This window comes from Prevotella sp. S7 MS 2, from assembly GCF_000762865.1.
Taxonomy (GTDB): Bacteria; Bacteroidota; Bacteroidia; order Bacteroidales; family Bacteroidaceae; genus Prevotella.
This window is the reverse complement of the sequence record NZ_JRPT01000056.1, coordinates 16,298-34,077: the sequence shown is the minus strand read 5'-3', so window position 1 is coordinate 34,077 and position 17,780 is coordinate 16,298. Positions and strand designations below refer to the sequence as shown.

General features: G+C 36.6%; 10 protein-coding genes and 1 tRNA gene. 3 read left to right on the top strand and 8 right to left on the bottom strand.

Going from position 1 to position 17,780, the window contains the following annotated elements; genetic code table 11:
- The 6 genes from HMPREF0671_RS09270 to HMPREF0671_RS09245 form a co-directional block, all read right to left on the bottom strand.
- Positions 1-551: hypothetical protein (locus HMPREF0671_RS09270; protein ID WP_232223193.1), on the bottom strand; the 551-nt coding region annotated here is incomplete at its 3' end.
- A gap of 66 nt (positions 552-617) precedes the next feature.
- A complete protein-coding gene (locus HMPREF0671_RS09265; RefSeq protein ID WP_232223192.1) occupies positions 618-1,991 on the bottom strand; it encodes a nucleobase:cation symporter-2 family protein in 1,374 nt (457 codons plus the stop codon).
- Positions 1,984-2,556: a xanthine phosphoribosyltransferase gene (gene xpt, locus HMPREF0671_RS09260; protein WP_036899830.1), complete on the bottom strand. Its 573-nt coding sequence runs from the start codon at positions 2,554-2,556 to the stop codon at positions 1,984-1,986. The genes HMPREF0671_RS09265 and xpt overlap by 8 nt, the downstream gene beginning before the upstream one ends.
- 52 nt (positions 2,557-2,608) lie before the next feature.
- Entirely contained in the window at positions 2,609-5,482 is a 2,874-nt protein-coding gene (locus HMPREF0671_RS09255; RefSeq protein WP_036899827.1) for a PD-(D/E)XK nuclease family protein, read from the bottom strand.
- Between the two features lie 5 nt (positions 5,483-5,487).
- Positions 5,488-8,691 (bottom strand): exodeoxyribonuclease V subunit beta, encoded by a 3,204-nt coding sequence (locus HMPREF0671_RS09250; RefSeq protein ID WP_036899825.1) that lies wholly within the window; start codon positions 8,689-8,691, stop codon positions 5,488-5,490.
- Between the two features lie 3 nt (positions 8,692-8,694).
- Complete coding sequence (locus tag HMPREF0671_RS09245; RefSeq protein ID WP_036899823.1) at positions 8,695-10,716, bottom strand: DUF5686 family protein; 2,022 nt, start codon at positions 10,714-10,716, stop codon at positions 8,695-8,697.
- A 133-nt stretch (positions 10,717-10,849) separates the two neighbouring features.
- Between HMPREF0671_RS09245 and HMPREF0671_RS09240 the strand changes: the two genes are divergently transcribed.
- Entirely contained in the window at positions 10,850-12,343 is a 1,494-nt protein-coding gene (locus HMPREF0671_RS09240) for a glycoside hydrolase family 10 protein (protein WP_036899821.1), read from the top strand.
- Between the two features lie 8 nt (positions 12,344-12,351).
- Positions 12,352-13,605 carry a D-alanyl-D-alanine carboxypeptidase/D-alanyl-D-alanine-endopeptidase gene (locus tag HMPREF0671_RS09235; protein ID WP_052052973.1) on the top strand — a complete coding sequence of 418 codons (1,254 nt, stop codon included), beginning with the start codon at positions 12,352-12,354 and terminating at the stop codon, positions 13,603-13,605.
- A gap of 121 nt (positions 13,606-13,726) precedes the next feature.
- On the opposite strand, the gene HMPREF0671_RS12315 is transcribed toward HMPREF0671_RS09235, so the two are convergent.
- Together HMPREF0671_RS12315 and ppdK are read right to left on the bottom strand one after the other, a co-directional pair.
- Positions 13,727-13,797: transfer RNA gene (locus HMPREF0671_RS12315), tRNA-Cys, on the bottom strand.
- Between the two features lie 176 nt (positions 13,798-13,973).
- Complete coding sequence (gene ppdK, locus HMPREF0671_RS09230; protein ID WP_036899819.1) at positions 13,974-16,697, bottom strand: pyruvate, phosphate dikinase; 2,724 nt, start codon at positions 16,695-16,697, stop codon at positions 13,974-13,976.
- 317 nt (positions 16,698-17,014) lie between these two features.
- Here ppdK and trxA point away from each other — a divergent pair, with 317 nt between their 5' ends.
- Complete coding sequence (gene trxA, locus HMPREF0671_RS09225) at positions 17,015-17,491, top strand: thioredoxin (protein WP_036899817.1); 477 nt, start codon at positions 17,015-17,017, stop codon at positions 17,489-17,491.
- Positions 17,492-17,780: the final 289 nt, after the last annotated feature.

Genomic DNA, 17,780 nt, shown 5'->3' with positions numbered 1-17,780 from the left:
GGATACCCGGCCCATCTATGCCCGGTAAAATTCAATTTGTATTCATACTGTTTTGTTGAATTTTTATAGCCTTTATCGACCGTCATCATAAATGTTTTCCACACAATTTTTATAGGTGATGAATGTGTAGGATGGTAGATAGATGTCGTATTATTCTTTAAATCTTTGACCGTAGCGTAGCAAGTAGTTTTGGTCTTAATAGGTTCTTTATCGTTTGGAGAATATATTACATCGTAGGTCTTCTTTACATCTTCAACATGCAGATGTAGTGTGATGACCGAGTCTTTTGTCTCAATCAACTTCACTTCCCAATCAAACCATGCGGGAATATCTGTTTGCTTTCCAGAACTGAAGTCAAAATTAGATCTGTCAATCAGTATATTAGCATTGATATCGTTCATCACAATATTCTGATTGTTGAGTTTCCCTTGAACGTAGCTCTGATGTAAAACGGCTTCTTCTGTATCATTGTCATTGCTACATGAAGTTACAGACGTTATTACCACCAACATGAGCAAAATTCCTATTTTTAATTTTTGAAGATATGCCATTTTACTCTGATTTTATCAGAGTCTTTACGGTGCAATCACAATATCTATTGCATCGCGACAAATCTATTATTCCTGTTCTTCTTTGATATGGATGAAAGCATTTGCAAGAATAGCAGTAAGACCACCGGTTGTAATACCAGAAGAGAATATATTCTTGATAGTTTCAGGCATTTGGTCAAGTATTCCCGGCACCATTTCAACACTGAGTCCCATAGCAAAGCTAAGTGCAATCACTAATATAGCTTTTCTATTGAGCCTAGTAGACGCAATAATCTTAATACCTGCGGCAGCTACTGTTCCGAACATGAGGAGGGTAGCACCACCAAGAACCGGATCGGGAATTAACGAGAAGATCAATCCTACAATAGGGAACAGGCCTAGTACAACCAATGCGGCTGCAATAAAGTATCCAACATATCTTGATGCAACACCCGTAAGTTGAATCATACCATTATTTTGTGCAAAGATGGAGTTAGGGAAAGAATTAAATATAGCTGCAAGGAAAGAATTAAAACCATCGGCGAGGATACCACCGGAGGCTCTTTTTATAAAAACAGGACCTTCTACCGGTTCTCCGGAAATCATAGAGTTGGCAGTGATGTCACCATAAGCCTCGATGGCTGTAATTAAGTAAATAAGTCCCAGTGAAATGATTGCTGAAATATCAAAATTTAGTCCATATTTAAATGGGACAGGAATGTTAAAATGGTTGTATGAACTTATCTCACTAAAATTAATCATATTGAGTCCAATAGCTACTCCACATCCTATCAATAGTCCCAAAACTATAGATGACATACGAAGAAATCTATTGCTACTTCTGTTGAATAGTATAATAGAGACAAGAACCAATGTGGCGAGTGCAAGATTGGTAAGGCTTCCAAAGGTACCATTAGCTTGGGCTGCAGCGCCACCACCGCAAGAATTAATACCGGCTTTAATAAGACTCATACCGATGAGCGTTACTACAATGCCAGATACTAAAGGAGTGATAATTTTACGTGTATATTTCAGTAAACGGCTGATAAGCATTTCTACAACAGAAGCAACCATACAAGCTCCAAAGATGTAGCTAAGGGCTAATTCCGTGTTTAGTTTACCAGAAACCATGCCTAAAGCTCCTGCTCCGATAATAGGACCAATAAAAGAGAAGCTAGTACCTTGAATACATAGTAAACCAGTACCGACAGGACCTAGCTTATGGCATTGTATAAATGTAGCGATACCTGATACAAATAATGACATGGAAACGAGGAAACCGGTAGTTCCAAGATCAAATCCTAGAGCACTTGAAATAATCAAAGGTGGGGTAATGATTGCTACGAAGATAGCCAGTAGATGCTGTAGTGCTGCGAAAAGAGTTTCTTTGAGTGGTGGACGATCGTTAAGACCGTAGATAAGTTCTTTTGGTGAATAGTTGTTAGCCATGTTTTTATTCATCTCTTAATTTGATTTCACAATTATCAAGAGAGTCTACAATAGCCAAGGACTCGCATCTGACACCTTCCGCCTCAATGACATCACGTCCATGTTGGAAAGCTTTTTCGATTATAAATCCCATACCCACTAATTCGCATCCCGCTTGTCTACATAGAGCAATGACTCCTTTGGCAGCATTGCCATAAGCAAGGAAGTCGTCGACAAATAGTACCTTGTCGTCTTTTGTGAGATAATCTTTAGAAATGACAACATGGTATTCGCGCTGTTTAGTGAAAGAGAAAACTGTAGTTGAAAGCATGTTATTCATTGTTGATGGCATCTTTTTCTTGGCAAAAACTACAGGTAAATCCAATAGGAAGCCCATCATAATGGCCGGAGCTATACCAGAAGCTTCAACTGTGAGAATTTTATTAATTTCAGTAGAAGCATATCTTCTTATTAGTTCTATTGAAATTTGTTTCATCAGATTAGGATCCATCTGATGGTTAATAAACTTGTCTACTTTTAGAATTCCACCCGGAAAACATTGGCCATCTTTGAGAATTCTGTCTTTTAATGCTTTCATTGATTTTAAATTTGATGTGCAAAGGTACTCATAATATTTGAATGTATATAATTCAACACTTGCAAATTTTCAGATAAGGACAATTTATACACCGATTATTGTCGCTAGTAGGAGAAAATGGTATGTGCGAATTAAATAATTCTTCTAGCTTCTGTTTCAATAATTCTCTATATATATGGCTATAGTCTTGTATGTCCGAAATCCTATTACCATTGATTTTTAGAGTAGATTCAAAGTCTTCTTTGATTGCATGTTGGATGAATAACAGGGAAGGGGATACAGGCAAGTTTGAAGGATTTTCCTTATTGTCATTTCTAACAATTATGGCATAAAGCATTGCCTGCAGAAAGTAATCTGTATGATTTTTTAAATTCGTACCGGCAAAAATGCTTTCTACATCTTTAACACTCATCTTGTCATTGCTACCGGTCTTGTAATCTATGACACGGATAGAAGACTCTTGATTTATAGCTTCAATACGATCTAAGCGGTCGATACTCCCATAAAGTACCAAATTCTTTTTCCCTCTTTCTGTATTAAGTTCAATAGAAGTCTCAACTTTTTTTTCTAATCCCAAAATTCTAAAAGGAGTATGCTTTACATCCAATTTTAACAATTGTCTAAGATAGGTCAATAGTACTTCACGATTGATAAACTGTAAACCGCTATATTCTAATTTTACCTGATTCGACGTCTTAAAGAGTTCGGTTCTAAAGGCTTCATCTATATAGTATTCTAATTTTAGACGATCTTTTCCTTGAATAACCTGCTCCAAATCTGATTTCGTAACTAAACGCTGTTGCTCCAAGAATGGTTGATAAAATAATTCTGCTGCTTTATGAAAAATATTACCAAAGACGCGATTGTCTACTCCCTCATCATCGGCGTTATCTGGTTCTGCTATGCCGGCTATATATCTATAATAAAACCTTAATTGGCATCTGATGTAGGTGTTAATTGCCGTGGGTGATAAGCGTTCTATATTTGTTAGTATATCATAAGCTTCTCCTTCTTTTGAAATCTGTTTAGCTATCCCCGGACTAGGAGCTTTATCAGAATTCATGATGTAACGCTTAATATTATGGGGGCTTTCTACTAAGAGCTGGAGCATAAATCTACTCATCTCTCCAGTTTGTCCGTCTGTCGTAGAGTTATTATACGTGATGGTTATATCTTTAGCTCGCTGAAGTAGTCTATTGAAATAGTATGCATAAATAGACACCTTATTATCTATTGTAGTAAGGTTGAAAGCCTTTTTAATAGAATAAGGTATGAAAGATGTATCATGAATCCCCTTAGGCATATTACCTTCGTTGCATGAGAGTATCAATAGGTGGTCAAAGTCTAGATTTCTAGTTTCGAGGACTCCCATGACTTGGATACCTACTGCAGGTTCTCCATGGAAAGGAATGGTAGTGGTCTGTATAAGTTGATTTAACAGCTTTTGAAATGTTGTAAGGTCAACATCTAGATCACCATTTATAACAAGTCCAAACAAACGATTTACAAGGGTATAAGTTTTGAAAATCGATTCTTGAAAGAAAGGAGAAGTTTCCTCGACTCCCTCTTTGCTGTCTCTAGCATAGTTGATGCCTATTTGTTTGAGAATTTGAACTAGCCAAGTTGTTATTTCGCCAATGTTATCATGGAATGTAAAGAGGTGCTTTAAATCTTCGGTTATTGACAACTCATCAGTAGAAAAATAGAATTGTCTTTTTTGATGTATGTGATCTAATAATTCCCTTGTATATGATGTGATTAATCTTGCATGAGGATGTCGTAAGACTTTCTCTATCCAATGTGTTCGAAATTTTTGTGTATCTCTTCTGTATCCTTGTAGTTGGAGTACTACGAGTAATCGTATTAAGGAGGCTATGGGAGTAAGTTGCAAAGGATAACCTGTAGTAATATTTATCTGCTCTGCTTCTGCTGGTATGCTATGAATAATAGTTGGTAATAGATTCTCATTACATAAAACAATAGCACTCTTCTTGCCAGCTTTTATACGATTGCTATCGCGTAACCATTGACCAACATATCTAGCTTGCATATTCTCTGTAGGGGAAGCTATAAATGAAAAGTCCTTTGGGCTAGACATATTATTATATATTTCGGCAGAAATAGTATCCAACTCATTTGGGTAACGCATAAGATGCTGAGCAATATAGTATCCTGCTTCATTTTGATGAGAGATATAGCTATTGTCAAAATCCCAATAGAAGAATGCTTTTCCTTCTTTTTTTAGCCTGTCGCAGAGTTGTAATTCAACCTTTTGCATCATGTTGAATCCAACAAAAAGATAATAATCGTATTGAAAAACTATATTATTATCTTCAGCCACCTCTCTATATAATTGTCCTTCATAGGCTAACCCTTGCGACCGAAGAGTATCTCTAAATTGATTATAAATGGTATCAAGATGATTCCATAGGTTTTCAAATCTCTGCTTTAAGAGAGATTGGTGATCTGCAGGGAAATTGGAAAAAAACTTCTTTAAAGTTTGTATCTGTTCTTCATTTAAATAAGATGAATCGTCCAGCCTGTGTATATCTTTGAGATTGGTGAAAAGTGTTTGGGCTGATGCCATGTTTTTATCAATGTCATCAAAATCGTTTAATAATATTTGTCCCCAGCTATAAAACTGATCTAATGTTTCTATTGATTGGGTACATGATACGAATACTTTATGTAAATCACAGACTAGCTTAATAGAATCGGCAATCTTTAATGTGGAATGTTTACAAAATAAATCGCTAATAGTAATGTAGTTAGGACTCCAAATGGGACTATCAACCATTCTAGCTACTTCTTCATTCAAGAATAAAGACGCTCTCTTATTTGGAAAAACCACTGCAATATGGGAGAGGTTGTTACCAAATTTCTGAATGATATTTTCTGCTACATGATGTAAAAAAGATGTTGCCATGATTCTTATTTAACTTCTTTAATTTGATTAGAGTACACAAACCAAAGATAACCTTTAACATAGGTATATCCCATATCAGTCAAAATTGTTATATATTCCCTTACCTGTTGTTCGTATTCTGGATGATAAATGCCAAACTTAAAATCAATTACAATAACCTGTCTGTCGTTAACCATGACACGATCGGGACGTCTAACTTCAACAATATTGGACAACTGATTGTAACGTAAGATGTTACATTCGTTGAAAAGTTGCCAGTTGCCAGAAAACCATTCTTTAATAATAGGATGCTCAAATCGCTTATTAATTAGATTGGATATTCTATCATAAGTAAAAGAGCTATCATTGTCATCAAATATTCCCTCCATTTCTAGTTTGCTAAGAATTTGAGGTATATCTTTTGAAGTGTTGATGGAAGAGAATATTTTGTGTAAAATATTGCCATGGAGAATATAGTTAGTTCTCTCCGTCAGAGAGATTTCTTTATCCATGTTGTTAATGAAATCGTTGCTACTATTGCTTTGCCTAAATGTAAGATTGATGGTAGGGCGATTTTGTATTTGTAAATCCATCTTAAGATAGTTTGGAGTAAATACATTGGCTTCATCTTGTTTGTGGCTTTTTTCCGTAGACTCAATATCAAGTTCACCTTCTTCAAATGAGTAACCTTCTATAAAGTCTTGAATAACTTTGGAACGACCAGATTCTTTATCGTCTTGTTTGCCATATACAAACAAATTTCTTTTGGCTCTTGTAAAAGCTACATACAATAAATTGATATTATCAACTACATTCTGTAGATATTCATGATAATAATCTTCTTCATAGATGGAACCAACCATCCATTTGGAAGAGTAATCAACAGGGACGATAGGTAGGAGATTGTATGGGTATTCTTTTGGGGAACACCAAATCTGCCTGTCGGTTCTGTCTAACTTCCAGTCACAAAACGGAATGATGACATGGTCAAATTCCAATCCTTTACTTTTATGTATTGTTATAAGTCGAATACCGTCAGTTTCGGTTGTCTGTATTGTATTTTGATGTAAGTTGTCATCCCATTCCTCTAAAAAGGAGCCAATATCAGGAATATTGTCTTGCATATATCTTTCTAAAATATCATAGAATGCACAGATATATGTATTTTGTGACTGTATGGTCTCGATATGGAAAATGCTATATATCTTTTCGACCATATCTCTTATCGGCATGTGTTGTAGCTCTTCGATATGTTCTGAAAATTGTTTTGGCAATATGTCGTTGATATGTTCTGATTTCTCGATTACTACATTGCTAGTTACATTCTTTATATAAGTATTATATGCCTTGGATAAAAAAGCTCTAGCAATAAGGTCATCCGGTCGCGCGATAACTTTCATGGCATTTATGAGAATATTTACAGCTATAGATGAATCTAACCGAAAGGCTTCGTCTGAAACTATTGGGATGTCGGGCCATGTAGCTGTAAAGTATTCACTGATGGTTTGTATGCCTTTGTTGTCTCTTACAAGAATAGCAATGTCATGTATTTGAGCGCCATTTACCAGAAGAGTGTGAATCGTGTCTGCAACGCTTTGAAGCATGGCCTCTTGATACAAATCGTTAGAATTAAGTAGCTCTATTTTAATGAGCCCCTTAGGTTCTTTCTCTGCAGGAATTTCTTGGACAACATCTGAATATGCCCTTTTCAACTCTTCGGCTTCTTTACTTTTTAGTTCTGTGAGTTTGTCGTACTCAGCCTCAACAACTTGAGTGAAGAAGCGATTATTAAATTCTATAATATTTCTGTTGGAACGATAATTAGTACTTAGTGAATGGCATGCTACTGTTTCTGTATCCTCAAACTGCTGGGTAATATTATTTAAGAGTCTCCAATCTCCAGAGCGCCATCGATAAATACTTTGTTTTACATCTCCGACAATAAGGTTTGGGCTATATCCATGACTCATGCATTCTAGTAAAAGTGTTTTGAAGTTTTGCCATTGGACAGTACTGGTATCTTGAAACTCATCTATCATAATATGTTCTAGCTGCGAACCTATCTTCTCGTAAATAAATGGAGCATCGTTTCCTTGTATCATCTGTGAGAGCAATGTTTGGGTATCACTTAACAAAAACCTATTTGATAGTTGGTTGATTTCATGAACCTTGTTTTCTATACTATTTAATAGTCTCAATTGGTACATGTGTCGAAGGGTAAGTGTGGCACTTTTATAATTACGTGCTTCTACTACTCTTATTGATTCTGTTGTGTGGAGGAGGGGAGAAAGTTGAGTTTTTGCTAATTCATAAATAGGCTCTCCATCTTTACAGAACTTTTTAGTTACCCATGCATCAGGGTTTTCTGATGCGTTTTGAGCTGATTTATTGTAGATCTTTTCATCTTCCCAAAACTCTCCAGATTTTAATTTTAGAAAATAGCCGCATGCCCCTCTGTCTCCCTTACTAAAATCATTAATATTAAATCCATGCTTTTCTACTATATCAAAGAATATTTGTGCTTGAGCAGCCATTTTATCTTTAGCTTCTTGCTGAATCTTTTTAATCTCCTTCGTATATTGATAGAAAAACTTATCATCACCAATGGTGGCACGGAGCTTTTCACTATGTTGCTTATAGTACTCTTTAAAGATACTCTCCCCAAACGACTTGATTTTTCCAATGACATTCCAAGATTTGCCATCATCCATATTTTCTTGAATATAGTCAAGAATCCAATAGATGATTTTATTGCCTTTTTCTAATTGGTCTATTAGTTCGTCAGTTGCCTGATGTTCGATTTGAATATCATTGAGCCCTACGTTAAGTATTGCCGAGAGTTCTAGTTCTCTAGCAAGATTTCTCAAAATGGTTTGGAAAAAGGCATCAATGGTCTCTACCTTAAAATAGTTATAGTTGTGTAGAAGGTTATGGAGGGCTTGACCACAACGATTCATTATGATTTTTATTGGTAGTTTTGTTTCGGCTGCAATCTTGTCTAAATAAGGCTTGCTAGCTAGTTGGTTTTTCCAAATCCCATAAAGCTGCCCAAGAATACGTAGTTTCATCTCTTCGGTAGCTTTATTTGTGAAGGTAACAGCTAAAATTGATTTATAGTTGACATTTTCATCAATTAGTAATTTGATATATTCTATAGTAAGCGTGAATGTCTTTCCCGAACCTGCGCTAGCCCGATATACTGTTAAAGTATTATTTTGATGTTGAGTCATAATCTACCAGTGTCTAAATAATTCGAAACCCAATTTACATCCGAAATCTCTGAATCGTCCATTTTCATTATTGACGAACATACCGATGGAGAATAATCTTGTTGTAAACCCATATCCCATTTCTATGTATGGATGAATTGTTTTCACACATAAACCACTAAGATAGAAACGTTCCATTTCTATAAAGTGACCAACCAATGGAAGTCTTGAAATAAATAGTAATGGGCTTTCGTATGTAAAATTCGTTCTTGCGTACCATTTAGAGGCATTATATATGTTAGAGTTTAGTAATTCAAATTCGCCACTCCAGTCGTCGTTCCAACCTCCGGGAAGATTGTTCTCTCTAAAATTCTCAAAATCAAGGAAATAAGCGGACTCACCTTTCTTGGTATATAAACCGGTACCAATTCTCATTTGTAGAGATTGGAGACGTGTCAGACGTTTAATCCATTGCATATCTAACTCCCAGCGTTCATAATTAATATCTCCACCAAGAAAATTCTTTATACCGCGTTCGTAATCTAATGCTATCAAAGGCCCGTTCCAAGTTCTTGGACGCCATTGAATTTCGGCCATTGGAGCTACGGATACATAGTTAGATGGTAATCCTGCGGCTTCATATCTTTCGTGTTCCATGGCTGAGCGCTTATGAGCAGAGATTCCAACTTGAAAGCTTATGTATTTATTAATATCAAGATTATTCTTGATTTTTACATGCATGTCCTTGAAATATTTACTTCGGCTATAATCACTATAGGTAGATTTAACTCTCTTTTTATCTAGTTCACTTTCTATAAGTTCATTTCTAATCCAGTTCCCGTTTTCTAGCTGCATTTCTATATAAGCATTTTTCTGCTTATTATAATAAAATACGGTTGGAAGTTTGAAATAGAATTGATGTCTTTTAAATGAATAGCTCGATTTTAAGCGAATATAAAACTCTCTATTGGAATCAAAATCATAGTTTGTTCTTAAATCAAGTTTGTAGATGAATCCGCGTCTATCGTCATATCCCATATAAAGAGGATTAAAGATGGGATCCATCCTAAAATATCCTTGGTTTGCTTTTCCATAGTTAGATCTAATTCGGTTTAAAATATTGTCACCAATTATATCCCATAATATTTTTTTTAGTGGACTTGTAGTTTTTGGTTGAATTGTCCTTGTTTTGATTTTGTTGAAATACTCTGTATACGTATTTTGCTCTTCTGCAGAGAGAGGAATAGGGCGCAATTTTTCCATGAGCTGGTAATCATGGGAATCACCAATGCTATCCGTAAAATGTGGAGTTAAGCCATATACAGCTTGAAAGTGTCCATCGGTTTTATTGCCCAAGAAAGAGAAATTACAGGTCAGTATAGCTTCTTTTGGAACTAATGCATACGCTCCATTTCTATTCATATTTAAATTCAGGGTGAATTTGACCATATCGTATTCACCATTTATTAGCGTTTTAATAATGCTGCCGGTTTCAATATCTATAAGTGCTTGACCTTTTATCAGTTGTGTGTTCTTCAGTCGTGGCTTGAAGTGTAGGTTTGCTATTCCATTTTTCATAAATGCAATGGAATATTTATAATATCGTCGATTATAATAATTAAAAGGAGATAATAGGTTGTCACCAATCATTGTCTCTGCATAAAGTCGAGGTGTAAGATATTTCAGCACGTTAGACATGCTCTTTTTATGATGGGGTACTGTAGTTACATCTAGCAGATTGCGGGTTGAGTATCTCTCAATATTTTGTGAAGTAATTTGTTCTAAGGTCTCACCTATATACTTTCGGCTCTCTCCATGTGCTACAGCATACATCGTAGGAACCGCTAATAAAATAAAGTTACGTTGTTTTACATTTAATGAGTATTTGGTATAAGTATAGGATGTATTTGGCTTGATATTCGTAGTGTCAACAGTTGCTGCAAATGAGAAAACTCGGTGTAGCAAGAGCGTATCAGAATGCGCTTTTGCAAATACATTGGCAGATGACAGTGCCAGTAAGATTATATAGAGCCATTGCGTTTTCATCAAATTGTATTTAGGCCAAAGTTAATAAAAAGCAATCGAATACAAAAAATAATGGTGTTTTTTTATTAACTTTGCCATCTGTCTACCAGTTATTTTACTGTTCAGCCAAATATGTACATTACACTTATTTAATATGAAACGCTTAATATTTCTATTTTTGATTTTTCTTTTATTGATTCCATGTTTTGGTCAAGCTCAAAATAAACGTGAGTTTCGTGGAGCATGGATTCAGTGTGTCAATGGCCAATTTCAGGGGCTAGGCAGTCAAAGGATAAAACAAATGCTAACTAGCCAATTAAATGAACTACAACGGGATGGGGTTAATGCTATTATCTTTCAAGTAAGGGCTGAATGCGATGCTCTTTATGCTAGCCCATACGAACCTTGGAGTAGGTTCTTGACTGGCCAACAAGGATTGGCGCCACAGCCCTTTTGGGACCCGTTAGAATGGATGGTAAAAGAATGTCATAAGCGTGGAATGGAATTACATGCATGGATAAACCCTTTTAGGGCGAAGACAAAATCTACATCAACGTTGGCTTCAAATCATATTGCTATTTTACACCCAGAGCGTGTCTTCTCATATGATGGTCAATTTATATTGAATCCCGGACAAGCCGTGAATAGAGAATTTATATGTCGCATAGCTACCGATATTGTAAAACGTTATGATATTGATGGCTTCCATATTGATGATTATTTCTATCCGTATCCTGTAGCTGGTTCTATGATTCCTGATGATAAAGAATATGCCGAAAGTAGAAATGGTATTAACAATCGTGATGACTGGCGAAGATATAATGTGAATCTATTTATTAAGCAGTTGTCTGATTCTATTCATTCTGTAAAACCTTGGGTCAAGTTTGGAGTCTCACCGTTTGGTATATATAGAAATAAGGCAAATGCTCCACTGATAGGAAGTGAGACTAGGGGATTACAGAACTATGATGATTTGTATGCTGATGTCCTTTTATGGGTTAATAATGGCTGGGTAGATTATTCTGTTCCACAGTTATACTGGCAGATTGGTCATCCTACAGCAGATTATGCTACTCTTATTCGCTGGTGGAATCGACATGCTTCTCATAGGCCTCTTTATATCGGTGAGAGTGTAGAGCGCTCTGTTAGTACTCCGGATTTAACTAATCCACAAAAAAATCAGCAAACCGCAAAGTTTGAACTCCATAAACAAATGCAGAATGTAAAAGGAACTGTCTTGTGGTATGCTAAAGCTGTTACAGATAATATGGGTAACTATGGTACAATGTTGCGTGAACATTATTGGAGAAATCCTGCACTCCAACCTCAAATGACATTTATTGATGATAAAGCACCAAAGAAACCTAAAAAGGTGAAGCCGGTGTGGACGAGCGATGGTTATATTCTATTTTGGAAAGCGCCTAAAGCGAAGAAATGGTATGATGTTGTGACCAAATATGTTATCTATCGTTTTAAAAAAGATGAGAAAATAGACATAGAGAATCCTAATTGTATTGTAACGATAACCGATAACACCTTTTATAAATTGCCCTATGACAAAGGTATGGAGAAATACGTCTATGTTGTAACGTCTTTAGATCGCATGAGCAATGAGAGTAAAGGGGTAAAGAAAAAAATTAAGTTGTAGAAGGTTAAATGAGTAGAAGGATTATTGATAATAGGTTATATTCTCCCTTGCATGTAATTGTAGTATTGGTTGTAATATTTTTATTCTATGCATGTGGAAATGATAACAGAACGAAAGAAAAAAGACAAAGCCTAGTATCAGAGAATGTCGAAATTGATAATGCTCTGTATGAGCGACTCGTAGAATTTGCAGCGAAGCCGCGGGCAAAAGGAAATTTTGGCTTTTTTGTTTATGATCTTACAGCAGATAAGCCTGTCTACGGAGTGAATGAGAATGTAGCACAATCTTCAGCTTCATGCTTGAAGCTACTTAGTGGGGTTGCCGGGTTGCAATTGCTGGGTACTAAATATCTATATACAACATCTTTGTACACATGTGGAACTGTAAGTGATGGAATACTACACGGTGATTTAGGTTTTCGAGCGGATTTAGATCCACAGTTGCAAGGAACTGATTTCACAATGTTCGCTAAAGAGCTAAAACGGCGTGGTATTAAAAAAATCAGTGGTAAAATTCGTTTGGATTTATTACTTCATAAGCCAGTACAGAGTGAGAAGCATTGGTATCCTTGGGATTTAAGTTTTTCACACTATAGTATTCTTTACAAAGGAGCACCACGTGTTATACGTGACTTTAAGTCTTCACTTCGTTTCTATGGAATCCAAGTGGCCGATAATCAATTTGTTATAGCAAAGATTTCCAAGAAATTTCATTGTATTTTTCGCTTTTATCGTTCAATAGACAGAGTGACGCGACGCATGTGGAAGAATAGTTCTAACACGCAAGCTACATCTATGCTCTACACTATTGGACATCGTGTGAATCCTGATATAGAACCAACTATCGCAGGTGTACAATATTTAAAGACCTTTTTAAAAGATACATTACAACTACATGATTCGACATTAGTTGTTCACGATGGTTGTGGATTATGTACTCATAATCATCTTTCACCAGTCGCTCTCACAGCAATATTACGCTATGGTTATCAACACAAATCTATTTTCCGTATGTTATACAATCAATTGTCTATTGCAGGTGTTGATGGTACACTGCGTAGAGAAATGTCCAGTTCTAAATTAAGAGGAAAGGTGAGGGCCAAGACTGGAACTCTTTCTCATCCTTATGGTATCAGTTCGCTTGCAGGATATTGTATTGGTAGTAATGGGCATCTTCTTGCTTTTGCTATTATGGATACAGATATGTCAGTGTTAGATGCGCGTGTGTTGCAGCGTAAATTATGTGAAGCATTGGTACAATAGGGGAAAAAGCATTTCATAGATAATATTTAGGCTCAAAAGATAGAATCTTGCTGAGTCTTTTTTGTATGTGTATTAACCAATAAAAATACAAAGAGTGAAGATAATTCTTCACTCTTTGTAGAGGTACCTAGCAGAGTCGAACTGCTCTACACGGTTTTGCAGACCGTTACCTAACCGATCGGCCAAGGTACCTTGTTAATTGCGGATGCAAAGATAGAGTATTTTTTTGATATAGCCAAAGATTTGTTTGCTTTTTCTGTAGATTTTTTCTCTGCATTGCGGGTTTGGATGGTGTATATAAAGTTGGGCGGAGATTCCTTTTAAGTTCAAAAGGTTTCCGCTCAACTTTTATTTAGTTCTTTCTTTCTTTATGCTTCTTCCACTGCTGCCTGCGCCGCCGAAAGTCTTGCAATAGGCACTCTATAGGGAGAACAGCTAACATAATCGAGTCCTACGCGATGGCAGAATTTAACAGAGGATGGTTCACCACCATGTTCACCACAAATACCACATTTCAGTTCAGGACGGGTATTACGTCCCTTTTGAACTGCCATATCAATGAGTTGGCCAACACCGACTTGATCTAATACTTGGAATGGATCTACTTTCAATATTTTCTTATCTAAGTAGACCGGTAAGAATGTGGCGATGTCATCACGGCTATAACCGAATGTCATTTGTGTCAAGTCGTTCGTACCAAAGCTAAAGTATTCAGCCTTCGTTGCGATGGTTTCAGCTGTTAAAGCTGCTCGCGGAATCTCAATCATAGTTCCAACTTTGAATGGAACTTCTACATTCTCTTGCTCAAATAACTCCTTAGCCACTTTACGAATAACCCTTTCTTGCTCATCGAATTCATTTACTATACCGATCAAGGGAACCATAATTTCTGGATGAGGATCCAAGCCTTCTCGTTTTAGTTGGATTGCAGCACCAAGGATAGCACGAGTCTGCATCGCTGTAATTTCAGGATAAGTGTTTCCAAGGCGACAACCACGATGTCCTAACATAGGATTATGTTCGCTGAGGGAGTTGACACGTTGTTGTATCGTCTGTACAGAAACTCCCATCTCTTCGGCCATAATCTTTTGTCCTTCAATATCGTGAGGTACGAATTCGTGCAATGGAGGATCAAGTAAGCGGATATTAACCGGACAACCATCCATAGCTTTTAAGATGCCATAGAAATCTTGTTTTTGGAAAGGAAGAAGTTTTTCAAGTGCTTTCTCACGTCCTTCAGTGTTCTCAGCCAAAATCATCTCACGCATAACTTTGATCTTTTCATTCTCGAAGAACATGTGCTCTGTACGGCACAGACCAATACCTACTGCACCAAACTGTCTAGCAATCTCAGCATCATGTGGGGTGTCGGCATTGGTACGAACAACCAATTTCGTATATTTATTGCACAACGCCATCAAATTCGCAAAATCACCTGTGATTTCTGCAGGCTTTGTCTGAACTTCACCTAAATATACCTCACCTGTACTTCCGTTTAGTGAAATGTAATCACCTTCGCGCAAAGTGATACCATCAATCTCTAATGTGCGCTCTTTATAATCGATATTGATGCCACCGGCACCAGATACACAACATTTACCCATTCCGCGAGCTACGACGGCAGCATGGCTTGTCATACCTCCGCGAGCAGTGAGAATTCCTTCTGCAGCACTCATTCCTGCTAAATCTTCGGGGCTGGTTTCTATTCTAACCATAATAATCTTATGTCCCTCTGCGCTCCATCTAGCAGCATCGTCTGCAAAGAATACAATTTGTCCACAGGCAGCACCCGGAGACGCTGGTAATCCTCGTGTTAACACCTTGGCTTGAGCTAGAGACAACTTGTCGAAGACCGGATGTAAGAGTTCGTCCAGCTTAATGGGCTCACAACGCTGCAAAGCTGTTTTCTCATCAATCTCACCCTCTTTCAAAAGATCCATGGCTATTTTAACCATTGCCATACCTGTACGTTTGCCATTTCTTGTTTGCAAGAACCATAATTTACCTTCTTGAACAGTAAATTCCATATCTTGCATGTCATGGTAATGTTTTTCCAACTTCTCTTGGATGGTATTTAGCTGAGCATAGATTTCAGGCATTGTCTCTTCCATCGAAGGATACTTCGTGGCTCTAGTCTCTTCATCAATGTCCTGAAGTTTTGCCCAATTTTTAGAACCCGCCAAAGTAATCTGTTGAGGAGTTCTGATACCTGCAACCACATCTTCTCCTTGTGCATTTACTAGATATTCTCCATTGAATACATTCTCTCCTGTAGCTGCATCACGGCTAAAACATACACCGGTGGCACTAGTATCGCCCATGTTTCCGAACACCATAGCCATAACAGAAACGGCCGTACCCCATTCTTGAGGAATTCCCTCCATCTTACGGTAAAGAATTGCTCTTTCATTCATCCAACTATCAAATACAGCACAGATAGCACCCCATAATTGAGCCATTGGATCTGTTGGGAAATCTTTGCCAGTACGCTGTTTGATGGCAAATTTAAACAATTCTACCAATTGCTTCAGCTCTTCAACGGTTAATTCATTATCCAGAGTGATACCACGTTGACGTTTTACATCCATGATAATAGCTTCGAATGGGTCGATGTCTTCCTTGTTTACAGGCTTCATGCCTAATACAACATCACCATACATTTGGACAAAGCGACGATAGCTGTCGTATGCAAAACGTTCATTTTGAGTTTTCTTGGCAAGCCCTTCAACCACTTCGTCATTGAGTCCCAAATTCAAGATCGTATCCATCATGCCGGGCATAGATGCACGAGCACCAGAACGGACACTGACCAATAAAGGATTTTGAGGATCACCAAATTTAGAGTTCATCAATGATTCTATGTGATGAACAGATTGTTCTACTTCTGCTTTTAGTAGTTCAACAACAGCTTCTCGGCCTTTTTCAAAGTATTCATTACAAACATCAGTGGTAATTGTGAATCCGGGAGGGACAGGAATACCAATTAAGTTCATTTCTGCCAAGTTGGCACCTTTACCACCAAGCAGGTTCCTCATGTCCGCCTTACCTTCAGCTTTTCCATTACCAAAAGTGTAAACTCTTTTTTTAGTCATGTTAAAATGGGGTTATTTAATTATTGTTTTTATTATTCGTTTTATATTATAAGGTCAAACGCGTCAAGTTTGCACTCTCATGTAATTCTTTTGCAAATATAGCGTAAAAATATAAATGTACAAAGAATAGAGTCTCAAATTTGTAATCTCTACATTACATTTTTGCTGTTTCCGCAAACAGATAACCTTCTTATTATTCAATTCTTTATAAAATCCTATTTAAAAAGGATTAACTTCCTAATTCTAAATAGAATTACAGCTATCTTTGCCTTTATGAATTTAAAGAATTATCAATCTAAATGAAAGGATTCAAATAAATGAAAACAAAAATTGTATTAATAATAATGGCTGTAGCGTTTACATTTGTTGGTTGTAATACCTCCCCTCGTTCGGTAAAAAATGTAGCACAGCAAGTAGAGTCGAAAGAGAATTCTGAGAAAGCTGTACAAAGTCTAACCGCTCAAGAATTCAAGAATAAAGTCATGGATTATGAGAACGATAAACAATGGAAGTTTAAAGGTGACAAGCCAGCAATTATAGATTTTTATGCGACATGGTGCGGGCCTTGCAAAATGATGTCTCCCATTTTGGAACAGCTTGCAACCAAATATAAAGGACGTATCAATGTTTATCAGATTGATATAGATAAAGAGCAAGAGCTTGCTACACAGTTTGGTATACAGTCGATACCGACTTTTCTCATGATACCTAAAACCGGACAACCGCAAATGATAGTAGGGGTACATCATCAGGCAGAGTTTGACCAAATTATAATGAATGTTTTACTAAAGTGATGGTTACTGCTGATGTGAACTTCTTATCGGTTACTAGATATCGTATATAAAATAGGTACATATTGTTAGAAACGCATGTTCTTGTCAACGAAGTTTAATAGACTGTCTAAGTTTATTAAGTTATGTTATAAAACATACATATAACTGCACTATACTTTGATATATTAAAAGATATAGTCTATATTTGCACTGTGTTTTTCATGGTATTAGATTATTAAGGTTAATAAAGATTGGTTGTCGTGAGACAATCAATTTTTTTTGTTTTATTCTTATTGTAATTGGTTGATTT